Below are 17,628 nucleotides of genomic sequence, written 5' to 3'. Positions count from 1 at the left end.
GGCGCCCGTTCCACCGCCCGCGCGGCGGGTCCGCGCGCCCGTTCCACCGCCCGCGCGGCGGGTCCGCGCGCCCGTTCCACCGCCCGCGCGGCGGGTCCGGGCGCTCGATCCGCCGGCCCGTTCCACCGCCCGCGCGGCGGGTCCGCGCGCCCGTTCCACCGCCCGCGCGGCGGGTCCGGGCGCTCGATCCGCCGGCCCGTTCCATGCCGTGAGACGAGCCGGACCGCACCCTTGACGTCACCCATGACCCGCCGGACACTCATGGACGGGAAACCGAGCGAACAGGTAGGGAACCATGGGACGCACCGGCCGGAGGGACACCTCACCCGCCGCGCCCCTCCCGCGCTCGCTGCCCCTCACCTCCCGCAGGCACATCGATCTGCTGCGGGTCTGCAGCGCCGCGAGTCGCCCTGCCCGCCCGGGCGTCCGCCCGTCCGCCGAGGCCTGATCCGCCGGACCGGCCCCGGGCGCCCCCGCGGTCCGCCCGTCTCCTCTTCCCGTACCTCTGCTGCCCCCGGGCCCCGCGCGACCCCGCGTCACACCGTCCCGACCGGACCGCCGCGCGCCGCCCGGCCCAGCACCGAGCACCCCCGAGGGAGAAACATGTCCGTCGTCGTCCCGACCTCGCTCCTGCCCGCCTCCGCCGTACCCGCCTTCCGGGGCAGGATCGGCCGCGACGCGTGCAGCGGCCACTACGCCGTGCCCCACCGCTACCGCCTGCACGTCGAACCGTCCGACCCCCGGTGTCTGAGCATCGCCCTCACCCACGGACTCCTCGGACTCGACGACACGCTCCCGCTCACCGTGCTCCCCGGCACCCCCGACACACCCGACGGCGGGTACGCCGCGCTCCGCCCGCTGTACGAGGCGAGCGCCCACCTCTACACCGGGCCGGCCACCGCACCCGTACTCAGCGACGGATGGACCGGACGGATCGTCAGCACCCACGTCCCCGACATCCTCCGGGACCTCGCCCTCCGCTTCCGGGGCGACGGCCCCGACCTGCTGCCCGAGGAGCACCGCGACGCCGTCGACGCGATCGCCGACCTGTGCGAGCGGAGCGTCAACCGGGCCGCCCAGCGCGCCGGCGAGCTCGGCCTCGACGGCGAGTCCGCCCACCGCGACCCGCTCACCGTCCTCTTCGCCGCGCTCGGCTCCCTCGAACGCCGCCTCGCCCGCGGGCCGTACGTCCTCGGCGACGCGCCCACCGCCGCCGACGTGCACGTCTGGGTCACCCTCGTCCAGCTCGACACCGTGCACCGCTGGCACCTCGACGCCACCGCCATGGAGCGGGTCGCCGCACACCCCGCCCTGTGGGCCTACGCCCAGCGCCTCGCCGCCCGCCCCGAGTTCGCCCGCCACCTCGACATCGACGCCCTCCTGCGCCGCCACCGCGCCCACTGCCGCGGCCGCGAGGCCGCGGGCGCCGGGATACGCCTCGTCGACTGGACCACCGGGGCGCGCTGACGCCGTACGCCACGGCCGGGTGCCGCATCGCGCCGACGCCCGCGTCAGCCGATGCGGTGTCCCGCGAGCGGTGCCGTGTCGTCGCCCGAGCCCGCCCGGACCCCGCGCAAGAACGCCTCCAGGGCCTCCAGCGAGCTCGCCGCAGGCTCCCAGCCCAGCTCCCGCCGGGCCCGCTCGGTGGCGAGGAGCGGCAGCTGCCGCAGGGCGTCGAAGAGCTCCGGGGAAGCCGGGGCGAGCCGCAGCCGCCAGGCCGCCGACAAGGCACTCCGTACCGCGCCCGCCGGCACCTTCACCGGGCGGGCGTGCAGCAGTTCACCCAGCGTCGCGGCGTCGATCACCGGCTCCGCGGCCAGGTTGAAGGCGCCCCGGACGTCCCTCAGGAGCGCCCTGCGGTAGGCGTCCGCCGCGTCCTCCGTGTGCAGGACCTGGAAGCGCAGCCCCTTGAACTCCGGGAGCAGCGGCAGCAGATCGGGCCGCACCAGCTGCCCCGGGAAGAACCGCCCGGCGAAGATCCGCCGCTGCCCGCTCGCCGACTCCTCCTTGAACAGGAACGCCGGCCGCATCCGCACCACCCGGGTCAGCGGATGGTCCCGCTCGAAGGTGTCGAGGACCCGCTCGAGATAGGCCTTCTCCCGGGTGTACGCGGCGCCCGGCCAGCCGTGCGTCGGCCACGCCTCGGACACCGGGGCGCCGCCCTCGGGCCCGGGGGAGTAGGCCCCCACCGAGGAGGCGTGCACCAGGACCGGCACCCGCGCGGCCGCCACCGCGTCGAAGACGCGGACCGCGCCCAGGACGTTGGTCCCCCAGGTCTCCACCGGGTCGTGCGTCGGACCGAACCGCCACGCCAGGTGCACCACCGCGTCCGCGTCCGCCACGTACTGCGCGAGCCGCGGCGCGTCCCCCTCCCGGGAGAGGTCGAGCTCGGCCCACTCCACCCCCGGGAGATCGAGTCCCGGCCTGCGCCGGGCGAGACCGAGGACCGAGCCGACGCCCGGATCGCTCGCCAGGATCCGGACCAGGCTCGTTCCCACGTTGCCGGTGGCGCCCGTGACGACGACGCGCGCAAGCGTGCTCGGATTCATGTCTCCGACCCTCCGCCATCGGCGGCGGAACCGCACTCCGGCGGCCTCCCCGGACGCGCCCCGCTCACAGAGCGTGTCCGTACGGTTCGCGAGCGCGGCCGACGACCGGGAATATGAAGCGACTCAGGAGACAGGAGAACGGCCATGCTGCTGCCCGACAGGAACACCGTCGAACGGCTGCTCCGGCACTTCCGCGTCCAGGAGCGGTCCGTGCTGGACAGGCCGGGCGACCTGTCGGCCCGCCGGCGCTTCGAGGACACGGCGTACACCCTGTGCGTCCTCATGGGAGAACGCACCGCCCGCGAGGCCGTCCTCGCGGCCGAACGGTACGTGGCCTCGGGAGGAGATCAGGAATCGAGAAGCGTCGTCATCGTGCCGCCACTAGCGTGACAGCCATGACCTTCGCCCCTGTGCTCGACGCGCTCGGCCACGGGCGCGAAGGATCGCCGTCAGGAACCGCGCGAAGGCTGGAGACACGATGAGCAAGGCCCCGAGGCCGGACGAGCGGGCGTCCGTCCCCCACGCCGCCGACCGTCACGACCTGATCCGCGTGCACGGCGCGCGCGAGAACAACCTCAAGGACGTGAGCATCGAGATCCCGAAGCGCCGTCTCACCGTCTTCACCGGCGTCTCCGGCTCGGGCAAGAGCTCCCTCGTGTTCGACACGATCGCCGCCGAGTCACAGCGGCTGATCAACGAGACGTACAGCGCCTTCGTCCAGGGCTTCATGCCCACGCTCGCCCGGCCCGAGGTCGACGTCCTCGAAGGCCTGACGACCGCGATCATCGTCGACCAGCAGCGCCTCGGCGCCGACCCCCGCTCCACCGTCGGCACCGCCACCGACGTCAACGCCATGCTGCGGATCCTCTTCAGCCGCCTGGGCAAGCCGCACATCGGCCCGCCCAGCGCCTACGCCTTCAACGTCCCGTCGGTCCGGGCGAGCGGCGCCATCACCGTCGAGCGCGGCAACAAGAAGACCGAGCGGGCGACCTTCGAGCGCACCGGCGGCATGTGTCCGGGCTGCGAGGGCCGGGGCACCGTCTCCGACATCGACCTCACCCAGCTCTACGACGACTCCAAGTCGCTCGCCGAGGGCGCGCTCACCATCCCCGGCTACACCCCCGGCGGCTGGAACTACCGGCTCTACAGCGAGTCCGGCCTCGTCGACCAGGACAAGCCGATCCGCAAGTACACCAAGAAGGAACTCCAGAACTTCCTCCACCACGAGCCCGTCCGGATGAAGATCGCCGGGATCAACATGACCTACGAGGGTCTGATCCCGCGCATCCAGAAGTCCTTCCTGGCCAAGGACAAGGAGGGCATGCAGCCCCACATCCGCGCCTTCGTCGAGCGGGCCGTCACCTTCACCACCTGCCCCGACTGCGACGGCACCCGGCTCAGCGAGGGCGCCAGGGCCTCCAAGATCAAGAAGATCAGCATCGCCGACGCCTGCGCGATGCAGATCAGCGACCTCGCCGACTGGGTCCGCGCCCTCGACGAGCCGTCGGTGGCGCCGCTGCTCACCGCGCTCCAGCTGACCCTCGACTCGTTCGTGGAGATCGGCCTCGGCTACCTCTCCCTCGACCGGCCCTCGGGCACCCTGTCGGGCGGTGAGGCACAGCGCGTCAAGATGATCCGCCACCTCGGCTCCTCGCTCACCGACGTCACGTACGTCTTCGACGAACCCACCATCGGCCTGCACCCGCACGACATCCAGCGGATGAACGACCTGCTGCTCCAGCTGCGCGACAAGGGCAACACGGTGCTCGTCGTCGAGCACAAGCCGGAGGCCATCGTCATCGCCGACCACGTCGTCGACCTCGGACCCGGCGCCGGTACGGCGGGCGGCGCCGTCTGCTTCGAGGGCACCGTGGAGGGGCTGCGCTCCGCCGGCACCGTCACCGGCCGCCACCTCGACGACCGGGCCGCCGTCAAGGAGTCGGTGCGCACGCCCACCGGCGCCCTGGAGATCCGCGGCGCGTCCACGCACAACCTGCGCGACGTCGACGTCGACATCCCGCTCGGCGTGCTCACCGTCGTCACCGGGGTCGCCGGCTCCGGCAAGAGCTCGCTCGTGCACGGCTCGATCCCCGCCGGCGAGGAAGTGATCTCCGTCGACCAGGGCGCGATCCGCGGCTCCCGGCGCAGCAACCCCGCCACGTACACCGGGCTCCTCGACCCGATCCGCAAGGCCTTCGCCAAGGCCAACGGCGTGAAGCCGGCGCTGTTCAGCGCCAATTCCGAGGGCGCCTGCCCCACCTGCAACGGCGCGGGCGTCATCTACACCGACCTGGGGATGATGGCCGGGGTCTCCTCCACCTGCGAGGACTGCGAGGGCAAGCGGTTCCAGCCCTCGGTGCTCGAATACCTCCTCGGCGGCCGGGACATCAGCGAGGTCCTGGAGATGTCCGTGACCGAGGCCGAGGAGTTCTTCGCCTCCGGCGAGGCCCACACCCCGGCCGCGCAGCGCATCCTCGCCCGGCTCGCCGACGTCGGCCTCGGCTACCTGAGCCTCGGCCAGCCCCTCACCACCCTCTCCGGCGGCGAGCGGCAGCGGCTCAAGCTGGCCACGCACATGGGCGACAAGGGCGGCGTCTACGTCCTCGACGAGCCGACCACCGGCCTCCACCTCGCCGACGTCGAGCAGCTCCTCGGCCTCCTCGACCGGCTCGTGGACTCCGGCAAGTCGGTCATCGTCGTCGAGCACCACCAGGCGGTCATGGCGCACGCCGACTGGATCATCGACCTCGGCCCCGGCGCGGGCCACGACGGCGGAAAGATCGTCTTCGAGGGCACGCCCGCCGAACTCGTCGCGGCCCGCTCCACCCTGACCGGCGAGCACCTCGCGGAGTACGTCGGCGCCTGACCGTTCCCGGGCGGCGATCAGGGGCCCCGGGCCACCGGGTCGCCGCTCAGTCCCGTGGACGGGGAAACAGCGCCCGGGGCGCGTCCACGCAGGTGTCCCGCGAGGTGGGGCCGCCGAAGCGCAGCCGGTCGTACGCGGTGAAGGCCGGCTCCAGGGCGTCGAGCGCGTCCACGCGCGCGTGGAGGTCGCCGCGCCACTCCGGCGAGGGATCCGCCCCCGCGGTCGCGAGGCGCGCGGTGATCTCCGCCGTCAGCTCCTCCTTCCGCCGGATGTTCGCCGGAGTCACCTCGTGCAGGCACACGTACTGGCCGCTCAGGTACGCCGCCCACTCCTCCTCGCCCCGGACCGGGTCCGCCCAGTGCCCGGTGAACCACGCGCGCAGGAGGCCGGGACCACCCGCCGCCTCCGCGAGCGCGAACAGATCGCGCGGCACCATCTCCGCGCCGTCCGACCGCAGATAGCCCGGCAGCGGCAGCAGACCCCCGAGCATCAGCCCCCGGACCTCGTCGGCGTCCCTGCCCAGCGCCGCGCACAGCGCCTCCAGCGGTACGAACTGGGCGGAAACGTACGCGTCGTCGGCGGCCGTCATCGGATGGTCGCCGTTCACCTCGCGGAACCGCTCGGCGATCCGTACGGCGGCGGGCGTGCTGTCCGTCATCGGGTCACTCCTCGGGAAGACCGTCCGGGCCGGTCCCGGACGGTGTTCCCGCAGGCTAGGACCCTGATCGTGCGGCGCCGGCCGAACCGTCGCCGGCACGACCCGGTCCGGCGGCTCCCGTGGCACCGCACGACCGGCGGCCCTCGGAACGAGTCCCCAGGGGGTGTCCGGAGAGTCCCGCACAGTACCCGCGACTCTCCGGACACCCCCTAGCCCTGGCGGGCCGCCCTGCGCCGCCAGCCCCACAGGGCGAGCGCGGCGGCACAGGCCGAGCCCACCAGCGCCAGCGGAAGCCCGGCCGACGGGTTCGAGGCCTCCGCCTCCGGGGCCTTCTTCCCGGCCGCGGCCAGCGCCTCCGCCCCCGGCTCGGCGCCCGCCCGGGGCGCCACCGGCGCCGCCTTCGTGTCGTGCCCGCCACGGGTCACCGACACGGCCCGCGTGCCCGCGTCGGCCGCAGCCTTGACCCGTGCCGGTGCGAGGGAGCCCACGGGCTGCACCCGCCCCGCCGCCTCGAAGCCCCAGTCGAGCAGCTCCCGCGCCTCCTCGTACACGGCGAAGCCGCCGCCCTCCTGAGGGTTCATCACCGAGACGACGAGCGTCCGGTCACCGCGCCGGGCCGCCGAGATCAGGGTGTTGCCCGCGTTGCTCGTGTAGCCGTTCTTGATCCCCAGGATCCCCGGGTAGCGCTCCACGCCGTCCTCGCCCGTCAGGAGCCGGTTGGTGTTGGCGATCCCGTACGACCAGGAGCCCGCCGGGAAGTCCGCGTACCGCGTCGAGCAGTACCGGGCGAACGCGGGATCCTGGAGCCCCGTCCGGCCGAACACCGCCAGGTCGTACGCGGAGGTCACCTGGCCGGGGGCGTCGTAGCCGTCGGGGGAGACCACGTGGGTGTCCTCGGCGCCCAGGGAGCGGGCCTTCTCCTGCATCTGCCGGGTCATCGACTCCCAGCCGCCGTTCATCTCCGCGAGGACGTGCACGGCGTCGTTCCCCGAACTGAGGAAGACCCCGTTCCACAGGTCCGAGACCTTGTACGTGTACCCCTCCTTCACGCCGACCAGGCTGCTCCCGGCCCCGATCCCGGTCAGCTCGGAATCGGCCACGGTGTGCAGCTCGGAGGGCTTGTGGTGGGGGAGCGCGGTGAGCGCGAACAGGGCCTTGAGGGTGCTGGCCGGCGGCAGCTTCCGGTGCGCGTTCCGCGCGGCGAGCACCTCCCCCGAGGAGGCGTCCGCCACCACCCACGACAGGGCGGACACCGGGGGCACGGACGGCGCGCCCGGCAGCCGCTCCACCTGCGTGCCCTTCCGGTCGAGCCGCGCCCGGTCGACGTACTGGCGCGCGGGCGGGGTGGGCTCCCCGACCGTGGCCGCGACGTGGGGGACCGGGGTGGCGGGAGAGGCGGCGGCCGCCGGAACGGGCAGCACGAACAGCAGCGCCGCGGAACCGGCGGCGGCATGACGGACAGCTGACGTGACGATCATTCAGCCACCGTAGGAAGGAGGTGCGGAGCCCGCAGATCGGAGTGCGCCGACCGGCGTAGCGGGTGTGGCGTACGGCGGCGCGTCGTGCGTCCGCCCGGGTGGTCCCGAGCCCGTCGAGGGGGCCGGGCCCGCTGTCGGTGGCCCAGGGCATTCTTGTGACGTGCCCTCATACCCGCATCAGAGCAACGCCGTTCCGGACGGGACTCCCACGGCCGCCGCCCCCGCCGAACCGGCGGCCCGGCCCGTACCCGCCCCCGCAGGCCCGTTCGGCGCGCCCGCGCCGCGGACCGAACGGCCGTCCCGCACCGCCCCCGCCGGGCACATGATCGTGTGCGGCGACGACGCCCTCGCCCACCGCCTCGCGCGTGAGCTCCACGAGGTGTACGGGGAGCAGGTCACCCTCCTGGTGCCGGCGCTGCCCGACGCGCCCCGCACCGCCGCCGGCCGCACCGGCCGGGCGCTCGCCCTCTTCGGGCGGGTCACCGCCGCCGTCACCCGCACCACGGGCGCCGCGGCCGGGCCCGGAACCACGGAGGACGGCGCCGATCCGACGGGCACCCTGCGCGTCGTCGAGGCGGCCGAGGCGGACGACCGGGCCCTGAGGGACGCCGGGGCGGAGCGCGCCGCCGCCCTCGCCCTCGTCCACGAGGACGACGAGGCGAACATCCGCGCCGCGCTCACCGCCCGCCGCCTCAACCCCCGGCTCCGCCTCGTGATCCGGCTCTACAACCGCAAGCTCGGCCAGCACCTCGAAACACTCCTCGACCAGGCCGCCGCCGTCGCCGAACCCGGCCTCGACCCCGAGAAGCTCGACGCCGCCACCACGGTCCTCTCGGACGTCGACACCGCCGCCCCCGGCCTGGCCGCGGCCGCCGTCGCGGGCACCAGCAAGGTGGTCCAGGCCGAGGGACTCCTGCTGCACGCCGTCGACCGGCCGCCCGTCGCGGGCCAGGCACCCGACCCCGGGCTCTGCACGCTCGCCCTGCTCTCCGCCACCGCCGGCGACCCGGCCGGCTGCGAGGGTTCCGAGCGCAGCGGCGACGCGGGCCCCCGCCTCCTGCCCGACGACCGGACGGTGGCCGCCGCCACCGGGCGCGCCGCCGTCACCCTCGAAGCGGTCACCCCGGCCGGCCCGGCCCTGCCGGCGGCCCGCCTCGCCGCCTCCGCGCTGCCCGTCGCCTCGCTCTTCTCCCGCCGGCTCCGCTGGTCCCTCGCGGGAGCCTTCGCCGCCGTCCTGGCGCTCGCCCTCGCGTCCACCGTCACCACCGGCGACCACCCCCTGCACGCCGCCTATCTGACGCTCCTCGACATCTTCGCCATCGGCGACCCCGCCGTCGGAGAGCCGACCAGCCGCCAGCTGCTCCAGATCCTCGCCGGGTTCGTCGGCCTCCTCCTGCTGCCGGTGATCGTCGCCGCCCTCCTCGAAGGCCTCGGCACCTTCCGCACCGCGACCACCCTGCGCCGCCCGCCGCGCGGACTCTCCGGCCATGTCGTCCTCCTCGGGCTCGGCAAGGTCGGCACCCGCGTCCTCGCCCGGCTCCGCAGACTCAACATCCCGGTGGTGTGCGTCGAATCCGACCCGGAGGCCCGGGGCATCGCCGTCGCCCGCCGGCTGCGCGTCCCGACCGTCATCGGCGACGTCACCGAGGAAGGCGTCCTGGAGGCGGCCCGCATCCATCGCGCCCACGCGCTCCTCGCCCTGACCAGCGTCGACATCACCAACCTGGAGGCCGCGCTCTCCGCCCGCTCCGTCACCCCCGACCTGCGGGTCGTGCTGCGCCTGTACGACGACGACTTCGCCACCGCCGTCTTCCGCACCCTGCGGACCGCCCACCCCGGGGCCCTCACCCGCAGCCGCAGCGTCTCCCACCTCGCGGCACCGGCCTTCGCGGGCGCCATGATGGGCCGCCAGGTCCTCGGCGCCGTGCCCGTCGAGCGCCGGGTCCTCCTCTTCGCCGCCGTGGACGTGGCGGACCACCCGCTCCTGGACGGCCGGACGGTCGCCGAGGCCTTCCGCCCCGGCGCCTGGCGGGTCGTCGCCCTCGACGGACGCGCGGCCGGCGCCGGCGGCGGGGGCGCGCGCCTCCCTCCGGAGCGACGTCTCGGCGTGGGGGACCGGGTGGTGGTGGCCGCCACCCGTCGCGGCCTGGCCGAACTCCTCGGCCGCGGCGGCCGGGACGAGCGCGGTGCGCCGGACAACTCCGTAAGAACAGAGCGGGGTTGACCGTAGGATCTGACCGCCCACGTGCCGAAACGGCCCTCAACGGCTCTCAACGGCTCTCGACGGCCCGCGACGGCCCGCGACGGCTCTCGACGGCCCGCGACGGCCGCGCGACAGTCCGCACGTGCCCGCACCGGTCCGCATCCGCAGTCAGGAGTCCCTTCCTTGAACACACCGCACACCACCCCGCCCGCCGGCCGCCCGCCGTACCGCATGGACCCGGCGGGCGGCTGCCCGCACGCGGCCAACGCCCGGCTGCTCGCCGAGGGCGCCGTGGCTCCCGTGGTGCTGCCCGGCGAGATCGAGGGCATGGCGGTGCTCGGCCACGACGCGTTGCGCGACTTCCTCACCCACCCCGACGTCGCCAAGGGCCCCCAGCACTTCACCGCCCTCGCCGAGGGCCGCATACCCGAGGGCTGGCCGCTGCGGACCTTCGCCACCGTCCCCGGCATGATGACCGCCGACGGAGCCGACCACCGCAGGCTGCGCACCCTGGTCAGCAGCGCCTTCACCGCCCGCCGGGTCGAGGAGCTCCGCCCGCGCGTCGAGACGGTCACCGCCGGACTGCTCGACGGGCTCGCGGAGGCCGCCCGCGCCGGCGACGGCGTCGCCGATCTGCGCCGCCACTACGCGCTGCCCCTGCCGCTCGGCGTCATCTGCGAACTCCTCGGCGTCGACCCGGCCCACCAGGACCGGCTGCACCACCTCTCCAGCCTGGTCGTCGCGACCGACACCGAGCCCGCGCGGGCCGTCGCCGCCAACCGTGAACTCGTCGAGCTCCTGGCCTCCATCGCCGCCGCCAAGGCCGCCACCCCCGGCGACGACCTCACCAGCGCCCTCATCGCGGCCCGCGACGAGGGCGGCGACCGGCTCAGCCAGCCCGAGCTCATCGGCACCCTGCTCCTGATGATCGTCGCGGGCCACGAGACCACCCTGAACCTCGTCACCAACGCGGTCCGGGCGCTCTGCGCCCACCGCGACCAGCTCGCCCTCGTCATCGAGGGCCGCGCCGACTGGGCCGACGTGGTGGAGGAGACCCTCCGCTGGGACAGCCCGGTCAGCTACTTCCCGTTCCGCTACCCCACCCGCGACCTGACCGTCGACGGCACGGTCATCCCGAAGGGCACGCCGGTCCTCGCCGGATACTCGGCGGCGGGCCGTGACACGAAGGCCCACGGCCCGGACGCGGACCGCTTCGACATCACCCGCGCCGCGACCGTCAAGCACCTCTCCCTCGGCCACGGCCCCCACTACTGCCTGGGCGCGCCGCTCGCCCGGATGGAGGCCGCGATCGCCCTGGAGGCGCTGTTCACCCGCTTCCCCAACCTGGACCTGGCCGTCCCGGAGACCGAGCTGACCCGCCACTCCGGCTTCGTCGGCAACAGCGTCCGGGCCCTGCCCGTCCGCCCGGGCGTCTGACGACGCACGGGGCCGGTCACGGCCGGGGCACCCGCGCGCGCCCCGGCCGTGACGGGCGCGCCGCGTCAACCGGTGCGCCCCCAGGCGGTCGCCGGTGAGGCCCGCAGGGAGGAGACGAGGCGCAACAGCCGGTCCTCGTTCCCGGCGAGACCCGCGGCGCGGAGCGCCTCGTCCGCCTCCGCCATCGGATGGGTGAGCATCACCCCGGCGTACGGGGCGAGCTGCGGGTCGGTCAGCACGGCCTGAGTGGATTCGAGCAGCCGCAGGTACGCCTGGGCGGCCGCGCGCTCGCTGGCGGTGATCGTGGTCATGTCGGGCTCCCTCTCGACAGTTCGGCGCTCACCACCCTCTCGTACGGGTCTGACAATCGGCCTCAGGCCCGCCCGTCGAGGTGTTCCGACAGCCGCTCCAGGAAGACCCGCTGCCCGGAGACGAGCAGCGGAGCGGCGGCCTCCGGGGCGAACCAGCCCACCCGGTCGATCTCCGGGAACTCCTCCCGGATCCCGGACCGGGGCGGCCATTCCATGACGAAGGTCCCCGGCACCACCTCGGCGGGGTCGAGATCGCCCTCGACGGCCCACACGGTGACGAGCTTTCCGTTCCGCTGGCGGGACTCGCCGAGCGCGAACCACTCGCCGTCGGGGGCCGGGAGGCCCAGCTCCTCCAGGAACTCACGGGCGGCCGCGGCCTCCGGGGCCTCGGCCGGTTCGTACTCCCCCTTGGGGATCGACCAGGCCGACTCCTCGCGGGACGCCCAGAAGGGCCCGCCCATGTGACCGATGAGGACCTCGACGCCACCGTCCGTGGTACGGCGGAAGACCAGAAGGCCCGCGCTGCGTTTGTCCGGCATGCGCCCAGTGTGTCCGAAGCGCCCGTCCGCCGCAGCCCCTGAGAGGTCACTCCTCCGCTGCGACCGTCACCGGGCCGTCCGCGAGGTCCACGCCACTCGTCCACCGCGCCCCGAGCCGTACCGAACGCCAGGGGAGGAGCGTCCCGCTCAGCCGCTCCCGCCGCAGCGGGACGCCGTTCTGGGCGACGGTCAGGACCGGGCGCACGAGCCGTCGCTCCGGCCGGACGAGCAAGGGGCCCGCCTCCGGGCCGAGGAGACCGGGCGTCACCCAGCGCAGCGGGGCCGGCGCCGTCACGGGCACCCCTCCGGCCGGCCGGGGACGGCCGCCGAGGAGTTCGAGGACCGACTCCGCCGCCGCCCGCCCCTCGGCGGCGGCCACGAGCGCGGGTTCCACCCCGCGCAGCAGATTGCCGGCGGCGAAGACCCCGGGCTCGGAGGTGCGGAAGCCGTGGTCCGTCACAGGGCCCCGGGTGGCCGGGGCGAGGGCGAGGCCACGCGCACGGACGAGCTCGTGGTCGGGGATCCAGTCGCCGGTGAAGACCACCGTGTCGCACCGCAGCACCGCCGTCCGCCCGTCCGGGCCCCGCACCGCGACCCCGGTGAGCCGGCCGCGTCCGAGCAGCTCCGCCACGACCGTGCCGGTGAGGACCGGGACCCTCGCGAACGCCACGGCGGCCGACGGGAGTCCGGTGACGACGGCCGCGACCTCCACCCCCGCCGCACGCAGTGTCCGGACCGCGCCCCGGGCCACCGGGTCGCCGCCGACGACCACCGCCCGCCGTCCGAGGGACTCCCCGCGCGGCCCGAACCGCCCTACCGTCCGCTGGAGTTCGCCCGTGGTCAGCACCCCGGCGGGGCGGGTGCCCGGGACGAGCCGGGCGCTGCGAGGTCGTTCGCGCGCCCCCGTCGCGAGGACCACCGCCCGGGCCCGGACGCGTTCGAGTCCGGTCGGGGCGGTGACGTCCAGGGTGAGGGGCCCGGCCCAGCCGGTGGCCGAGACGCCGGTACGGACGACCGCCCCCGCCCGCAGCGCCTCCCGCACCGCGCGCCGGGCGTACGCCGGTCCGTCCAGGGCCCGCCCCCGTGCGTCCGCGCCGAACCCCGGCCGGACGCAGTGGCGCGGCACCCCGCCCGCAGCGGTCTCCCGCTCCAGGACCTCGACGCGGCCCGCCCCCGCCGTCGCGAGCCGGGCGGCCGCGGCGAGCCCGGCGGGTCCCGCACCCACGACGAGGACGTCGACCGTACGGTTCACCGTGCCCCCTCTCCGTACGGCCCCTGCTCGGGCGGCCGCTCCTCGAACAGCGCCCGCACCTCCGCGCCGCAGTGGTTCCCCTGGCAGCGGCCGCCCCGGGCGCGTGTCCTGCGCCGCAGCCCGTCGAGGCCGCCGGGCGGGATCGTCGAGGCGAGCGCGGCCCGGATCTCACCGCGGGTGACCCGCTCGCAGTGACAGACGATCGCCCCGAACTCGGGCTGGCGCGCGATGAGTTCGGCGTCCCGGTACGGGCGGGGGAAGGCCTCGCCGAGGTTCGGCATCCGGACCGGGGCGAGCGGACGGGCCGGACCCGGTTCGAGCCCGCAGTCCGCGAGGAGGCCGAGCACGTGCTCGGCGATGGCCAGGGAGGCGGTGAGCCCGGTGGAGCGGATCCCGCCCACCGTCACGTACCGCAGGCCCGGGTGGGCGGCGATCCGGTAGTCCTCCCGGCCGGTGGCCGCCCGCAGGCCCGCGTAGACCGCGGTGACCTCCTCGTCGAGCAGCGCGGGGAGGATCCGGCCGCCCTGCTCTCGCAGTCCGGCCAGCCCCTCCGCCGTCGTGCCCGTCGCGGTCTTGTCGTCCAGGTCCTCTGCGGTGGGCCCGAGCATGACGTTCCCGTACACCGTCGGCGAGATGAGCACGCCCTTGCCGAGCGGCCCGGGCACGGGCAGCAGGATGTGCCGGACCAGGTCGCGGGCGAACTTGTCGAAGACGAGCAGCTGGCCCCGGCGCGGGGTGACGGTGAAGTCGTCCCGTCCGACGAGCGCGTCGAAGGCGTCCGCGTGGAGACCGCAGGCGTTGACGAGGAGGCGGGTCCTGAGCACCCCGCGCCGGGTGACGAGCCGGTGGTACGGCTCGCCCGGACGCACCTTCTCCACCCGGCAGTTCAGATGGAGGTCGACGCCGGAGCGGACAGCCTGCGTGGCGTAGGCGAGGGTCGTCGTCCAGGGGCAGATCACCGACTCGCCCGGCACTTCGAGCGCGGCCGCCGCGCCGGGACCCAGGTGCGGCTCGCGCGCTGCCAGTTCGGCGTGCGAGAGGAGACGGGTGGTGCGGTGGCCGTTGCGCTCGGCCTTCTCCGCGAGGCGGGGGAGCGTCGCTCGCTGCTCCTCGTTCCAGGCGACGAGCAGCGCGCCGAGCGGCTCCACGGGAATGCCGGCCTCGCGCGCGTACGCGTTGAGCAGCCGGTGCCCCTCGCGCACGAGGCGGGCTTCCAGGGTGCCGGGCGCGGCGTCGAAACCGGTGTGCAGGATGGCGGTGTTGGCCTTCGAGGTGCCGTCGCCGACGTCGTTCGCCGCCTCCACGAGCGCGATCCGCAGCGGGTGTCGGGCCAGGGCGCGGGCGATCGCGGAACCGACGACCCCCGCGCCGACGACCACGACGTCGTACTCCGCGGCCTCCCCGGCGGGCAGGGGCCCGGTCCGCGTGACGCTCATACCGTCCCGCCGCCGGTGCCGTCCCCCGCACCGGACGCGCCCGCCGACCGCTCCACCAGGGCCGACACCTCCGTACGGAAGCGTCCCAGGCGCTCCGCCGCCTCGTCGGCCGAGATCCGGGGCTCGTACACGGCCGAGGGCTTCCACTCCGGCACGGCCTCGCGGAGCGTGAGCCCCGGGTGGTGTCCGAGCCGGGCGGCCGCGCCGACCCCGAGCGCCGTGGCATCGGGCAACGAGGCCACCTCGACGGGGAGTTGCAGCAGATCGGCCTGGGTCTGCATGAGCAGGGACGAGCGGGTCAGGCCGCCGTCGGCCCGCAGCGCGGTCAGCGGCGCGCCCCGGTCCGCCGCGGTGGCCGCGGCCAGCTCCACCACCTGGGCGGAGACGCCCTCGCACAGGGCGCGCACCAGATGGCCGGGGCCGGTGTCGAGGCCGAGTCCGGTGAGCGAGCCGCGTACGTCCCCCCGCCACCACGGCGCGGCGAGCCCGGCGAACGCGGGGACGAAGGTGACGCCGCCCGCGTCCGGCACGCCGGCTCCGACCGCGTCGAGCTCCCCGGCCCCGGCGATCACGCCCAGGTCGGTGAGCCAGCGCACGGCCGAGGCGACCGTGTACACCTGGCCGTCGAGGCAGTGGGTGACGCGTCCGCCGAGCCGCCAGGCCACGCAGCTCACCAGGCCGGAGGCGGCGCGCCGGGGCTCGGGGCCGGTCTGCGCGAGGAGGAACGCACCGGTGCCGTAGGTGCACTTGGCGGCGGCGGGGTCGTCGGCGCTCTGGGTGAGCAGGGCCGCCTGCTGGTCCACCATGAGCCCGGTGAGCGGCAGCGCGGGGCCGAACGCGGTCGTGGTGCCTACCGGGGTGTCGCAGTCGACGACCCGGGGGAGTGCTTCGCCGCCGAGTCCGTACAGGTCGAGGGCGGTATCCGACCAGGCGACCGTGTCGAGGTCGAGGAGGCCGGTCCGGCCGGCCGTGGCCGCGTCCGTGACGAAAGCGCCGGTGAGCCGGTGGACGAGCCAGGCGTCACTGGTGGTGACCACACCGGCGCCGGTGGCGTGGCGGCGGATCCAGGCCATCTTGGGCGCCGCGAAGTACGGGTCCGGCGGAAGCCCGCTGATGCGGCGCAACTCCTCGGCGTGGGCGTCGAGGCCGGCGCAGACGGAGGCCGCCCTGCGGTCCTGCCAGACGAGGGCGTCGGTGAGCGGCTCCCCGGTGGCGGGGTCCCAGGCGAGCACGGTCTCGCCCTGGTTCGCGAGGCCCACGGCGACGACGCGCGTGTCGGCCTCGGCGAGCGCCGCCCGCCCGGCGACGACCACCGAGTCGTACAGCTCACGCGGGTCGACCTCGACCAGGCCGCCGGGGAGGTGGCGGGGCCGGACCGGGGCCGTCCCGGTGCCGAGGACTCCGCGCTCGGGGCAGAGGACGAGGGCCTTCGTACCGGACGTGCCCTGGTCGACGGCGAGTACCGCTCCGCCCGTCATCCCGCTGCTCCCGTCGCTCGACCGCTCCGTGATCACCCGATCACCGAAAAGGGTCAGGGTGCCGTCGCGCGGGCCCTTCGTCAAGGCTCGGCGCCCGAGCACGTCAGGTCGCGCGGTGTACCTGACAGTAAGTCAAATTCGGTCGTTGGCCTAATAATTACTGTCAAAAAAGAAAGTGGACCGGTCGGGTCCAGAGCCCTCTATAGTGATCGCCGATCAACGGCCGGGACGCCCGCCGGGGGACTGACCACCCCCTCCATCCACCGAGGACCCATGTCATCCACACCACGCCCCACCCCCTGATGGCCGGACACGGATTCCGGCCCGTCTACCACCCCGCCGGCCACGACCACGCCCTGCGCAACGCCGTCCAGGACTTACGCACCGGCCGCTGGGTGTCCATGGCCCGGCTGCTCGACGAGACCTCCGACTGGGAGGCGTGGACCCGGCGCACCCAGGTCCTCGCGGCCGTCGCCGCGGGCAGCGACGTCGTCCCCATCTGGCGGGCCGAGCAGCCCGAGAGCCTCGCCGCCACCGTGATGCACGGCAGGGTCGCCGTCGAGCGCGCCGTCCGCGCCCACCGTGCCGGCCACGCCAGGACCCGTGCACTCTGGCAGGAGGCCTGGACCGCCTGCCGCGACGCCTCCGAGAAGTCGCCCGCCGACCCCGTGCCCTGGGTCGGGCTGCTCGCCCTCGCCGCCCTCGACGGGGGCCAGCGCATGGCCGAGCACCGGCTGACCCCGCCGGCGCCCATGCTGCCGCCCGGCCCGTGGGGCCTGCTCGCCGAGGTGGAGAAGCGCGATCCGCACAACCGCGAGGCCCACCACCGGATGCTCCAGTTCGTCTACGCCCGGCGCTCCGGACCCCTCTCCGAGGCCGTCAACTACGCGTACTGGGCCGCCGGTTCGGCGCCCGTCGGATCCGCCCTGCACGCCCTTCCGCTCTACGTCCGCGTCGAGCGCTACCGGCGCGAGCGCGGCCACGAGCGCGCCCTCGACCTCCACTGGGTCGCCGAGGACGCCGTACGCGACGCCCGGCACGCCCTGGACACCTGGTTCCTCTTCTGCGCCACCGACGAGGCCTCGCTGCTCGACCTCAACCACCTGGCGCACGCCCTCTTCGGCGCCCTCCGCTTCGCCGACGCCGCCCGGGTCTTCGAGGCCCTCGGCCCGTACTACACGACCCTTCCCTGGGCCTACCGCACCGCTCACCCGGACGACCGCGGCCTCGCCGAGGAGGTTTTCCTGCGCGCCCGCGCCCGCTGTCTCGGCGGCTGACGCGCCCCGCGTCCCGGCGCCCCTGGCTTCCGCCCCTCACCCCACTTCCACCCCGACTTCCACCCCCGCTTCCACCCCCCCCACTTCCACCCCCCCACTTCCACCCCCCCCACTTCCACCCCCACCCCCGCTCCCCCCGTCCCC

Annotated in this window: 15 protein-coding genes; 7 read left to right on the top strand and 8 right to left on the bottom strand. The window is 75.1% G+C overall.

What is annotated here, in order from left to right; translation table 11 throughout:
• Nucleotides 1-295: 295 nt before the first annotated feature.
• Both ACF07V_RS19315 and ACF07V_RS19310 read left to right on the top strand, forming a co-directional pair.
• Nucleotides 296-448, top strand: coding sequence for a hypothetical protein (locus tag ACF07V_RS19315; RefSeq protein ID WP_392155565.1), 153 nt, complete (start codon nt 296-298; stop codon nt 446-448).
• Between the two features lie 155 nt (nt 449-603).
• A complete protein-coding gene (locus ACF07V_RS19310; RefSeq protein ID WP_392155563.1) occupies nt 604-1,467 on the top strand; it encodes a glutathione S-transferase C-terminal domain-containing protein in 864 nt (287 codons plus the stop codon).
• Between the two features lie 44 nt (nt 1,468-1,511).
• Here ACF07V_RS19310 and ACF07V_RS19305 read toward each other — a convergent pair whose 3' ends face one another.
• Complete coding sequence (locus ACF07V_RS19305) at nt 1,512-2,549, bottom strand: NAD-dependent epimerase/dehydratase family protein (RefSeq protein ID WP_392155561.1); 1,038 nt, start codon at nt 2,547-2,549, stop codon at nt 1,512-1,514.
• Between the two features lie 144 nt (nt 2,550-2,693).
• On the opposite strand from ACF07V_RS19305, the gene ACF07V_RS19300 reads away from it, so the two are divergent.
• Both ACF07V_RS19300 and ACF07V_RS19295 read left to right on the top strand, forming a co-directional pair.
• On the top strand, nt 2,694-2,939 hold the full coding sequence (locus tag ACF07V_RS19300; protein ID WP_392155560.1) for a DUF5133 domain-containing protein: 246 nt from the start codon (nt 2,694-2,696) through the stop codon (nt 2,937-2,939).
• An 88-nt stretch (nt 2,940-3,027) separates the two neighbouring features.
• Entirely contained in the window at nt 3,028-5,415 is a 2,388-nt protein-coding gene (locus ACF07V_RS19295) for an ATP-binding cassette domain-containing protein (RefSeq protein WP_392155558.1), read from the top strand.
• A 46-nt stretch (nt 5,416-5,461) separates the two neighbouring features.
• Here ACF07V_RS19295 and ACF07V_RS19290 read toward each other — a convergent pair whose 3' ends face one another.
• Both ACF07V_RS19290 and ACF07V_RS19285 read right to left on the bottom strand, forming a co-directional pair.
• Complete coding sequence (locus ACF07V_RS19290) at nt 5,462-6,073, bottom strand: DUF6058 family natural product biosynthesis protein (protein ID WP_392155557.1); 612 nt, start codon at nt 6,071-6,073, stop codon at nt 5,462-5,464.
• Nucleotides 6,074-6,282: 209 nt separating this feature from the next.
• Nucleotides 6,283-7,551: a D-alanyl-D-alanine carboxypeptidase family protein gene (locus ACF07V_RS19285; protein WP_392155555.1), complete on the bottom strand. Its 1,269-nt coding sequence runs from the start codon at nt 7,549-7,551 to the stop codon at nt 6,283-6,285.
• 322 nt (nt 7,552-7,873) lie between these two features.
• Here ACF07V_RS19285 and ACF07V_RS19280 point away from each other — a divergent pair, with 322 nt between their 5' ends.
• Nucleotides 7,874-9,775 carry a potassium channel family protein gene (locus tag ACF07V_RS19280; protein ID WP_392155664.1) on the top strand — a complete coding sequence of 634 codons (1,902 nt, stop codon included), beginning with the start codon at nt 7,874-7,876 and terminating at the stop codon, nt 9,773-9,775.
• Between the two features lie 210 nt (nt 9,776-9,985).
• Nucleotides 9,986-11,191: a cytochrome P450 gene (locus ACF07V_RS19275; RefSeq protein ID WP_392155662.1), complete on the top strand. Its 1,206-nt coding sequence runs from the start codon at nt 9,986-9,988 to the stop codon at nt 11,189-11,191.
• Nucleotides 11,192-11,256: 65 nt separating this feature from the next.
• Here the strand turns inward: ACF07V_RS19275 and ACF07V_RS19270 are convergent, their stop codons facing one another.
• The 5 genes from ACF07V_RS19270 to ACF07V_RS19250 form a co-directional block, all read right to left on the bottom strand.
• A complete protein-coding gene (locus ACF07V_RS19270; protein WP_189806716.1) occupies nt 11,257-11,502 on the bottom strand; it encodes a hypothetical protein in 246 nt (81 codons plus the stop codon).
• A 62-nt stretch (nt 11,503-11,564) separates the two neighbouring features.
• Nucleotides 11,565-12,041, bottom strand: a complete 477-nt coding sequence (locus ACF07V_RS19265; protein ID WP_392155553.1) for an NUDIX domain-containing protein — start codon at nt 12,039-12,041, stop codon at nt 11,565-11,567.
• 46 nt (nt 12,042-12,087) lie between these two features.
• On the bottom strand, nt 12,088-13,293 hold the full coding sequence (locus tag ACF07V_RS19260) for an FAD-dependent oxidoreductase (RefSeq protein ID WP_392155552.1): 1,206 nt from the start codon (nt 13,291-13,293) through the stop codon (nt 12,088-12,090).
• The gene (locus tag ACF07V_RS19255; RefSeq protein WP_392155550.1) at nt 13,290-14,729 is read right to left on the bottom strand and encodes an FAD-dependent oxidoreductase; all 1,440 of its coding nucleotides are present in this window, start codon (nt 14,727-14,729) and stop codon (nt 13,290-13,292) included. The genes ACF07V_RS19260 and ACF07V_RS19255 overlap by 4 nt, the downstream gene beginning before the upstream one ends.
• Complete coding sequence (locus ACF07V_RS19250; protein ID WP_392155548.1) at nt 14,726-16,207, bottom strand: FGGY family carbohydrate kinase; 1,482 nt, start codon at nt 16,205-16,207, stop codon at nt 14,726-14,728. Before ACF07V_RS19250 ends, ACF07V_RS19255 begins: the two co-directional genes overlap by 4 nt.
• A gap of 302 nt (nt 16,208-16,509) precedes the next feature.
• Here ACF07V_RS19250 and ACF07V_RS19245 point away from each other — a divergent pair, with 302 nt between their 5' ends.
• Nucleotides 16,510-17,484, top strand: a complete 975-nt coding sequence (locus ACF07V_RS19245; RefSeq protein WP_392155546.1) for a hypothetical protein — start codon at nt 16,510-16,512, stop codon at nt 17,482-17,484.
• The last annotated feature ends 144 nt before the right edge of the window (nt 17,485-17,628 follow it).

This window comes from Streptomyces sp. NPDC015661 (genome assembly GCF_043077765.1).
Classification (GTDB): domain Bacteria; phylum Actinomycetota; class Actinomycetes; order Streptomycetales; family Streptomycetaceae; genus Streptomyces.
The sequence above is the reverse complement of the archived record's forward strand: the minus strand, read 5'-3'. Positions and strand labels throughout refer to the sequence as shown.

Excerpts from the sequence above, each read along its gene's own strand:
- ACF07V_RS19315 (WP_392155565.1), top strand. The coding sequence starts at position 296 with ATGGGACGCACCGGCCGGAGGGACACCTCACCCGCCGCGCCCCTCCCG.
- ACF07V_RS19310 (WP_392155563.1), top strand. The coding sequence starts at position 604 with ATGTCCGTCGTCGTCCCGACCTCGCTCCTGCCCGCCTCCGCCGTACCC.
- ACF07V_RS19305 (WP_392155561.1), bottom strand. The coding sequence starts at position 2,549 with ATGAATCCGAGCACGCTTGCGCGCGTCGTCGTCACGGGCGCCACCGGC.
- ACF07V_RS19300 (WP_392155560.1), top strand. The coding sequence starts at position 2,694 with ATGCTGCTGCCCGACAGGAACACCGTCGAACGGCTGCTCCGGCACTTC.
- ACF07V_RS19295 (WP_392155558.1), top strand. The coding sequence starts at position 3,028 with ATGAGCAAGGCCCCGAGGCCGGACGAGCGGGCGTCCGTCCCCCACGCC.
- ACF07V_RS19290 (WP_392155557.1), bottom strand. The coding sequence starts at position 6,073 with ATGACGGACAGCACGCCCGCCGCCGTACGGATCGCCGAGCGGTTCCGC.
- ACF07V_RS19285 (WP_392155555.1), bottom strand. The coding sequence starts at position 7,551 with ATGATCGTCACGTCAGCTGTCCGTCATGCCGCCGCCGGTTCCGCGGCG.
- ACF07V_RS19280 (WP_392155664.1), top strand. The coding sequence starts at position 7,874 with ATGATCGTGTGCGGCGACGACGCCCTCGCCCACCGCCTCGCGCGTGAG.
- ACF07V_RS19275 (WP_392155662.1), top strand. The coding sequence starts at position 9,986 with ATGGACCCGGCGGGCGGCTGCCCGCACGCGGCCAACGCCCGGCTGCTC.
- ACF07V_RS19270 (WP_189806716.1), bottom strand. The coding sequence starts at position 11,502 with ATGACCACGATCACCGCCAGCGAGCGCGCGGCCGCCCAGGCGTACCTG.
- ACF07V_RS19265 (WP_392155553.1), bottom strand. The coding sequence starts at position 12,041 with ATGCCGGACAAACGCAGCGCGGGCCTTCTGGTCTTCCGCCGTACCACG.
- ACF07V_RS19255 (WP_392155550.1), bottom strand. The coding sequence starts at position 14,729 with ATGAGCGTCACGCGGACCGGGCCCCTGCCCGCCGGGGAGGCCGCGGAG.
- ACF07V_RS19250 (WP_392155548.1), bottom strand. The coding sequence starts at position 16,207 with ATGACGGGCGGAGCGGTACTCGCCGTCGACCAGGGCACGTCCGGTACG.
- ACF07V_RS19245 (WP_392155546.1), top strand. The coding sequence starts at position 16,510 with ATGGCCGGACACGGATTCCGGCCCGTCTACCACCCCGCCGGCCACGAC.